We start from the raw sequence: 242 nt of genomic DNA on the forward strand, positions 1-242 counted from the left end.
GTCGCAACATACGTCGCAGGCTCGGCTTCCATGCTGGTCCTCATTGGCGCCTTGGGGGTGCTTGATGTGGAACAAAATGCTCCCGGCGCCAAGATCCTCAACTTTGGGGATGCCGCCTGGTGGGCCATCACCACCATCACCACCGTCGGCTACGGAGACCTCTATCCGGTAACTCCCATTGGCCGGATAGTTGCTGCCGCCCTCATGATGAGCGGCATCGCCGTCCTTGGTATCGTCACCGC

Annotated in this window: 1 protein-coding gene; it reads left to right on the top strand. The window is 60.7% G+C overall.

What is annotated here, in order from left to right:
- The coding region (locus SB679_RS26045) for a potassium channel family protein (RefSeq protein ID WP_410705288.1) at positions 1 to 242 on the top strand (242 nt) is incomplete at both ends.

It is taken from the genome of Chryseobacterium sp. SIMBA_029 (assembly GCF_046535275.1).
In the GTDB taxonomy this organism is placed as follows: domain Bacteria; phylum Bacteroidota; class Bacteroidia; order Flavobacteriales; family Weeksellaceae; genus Chryseobacterium.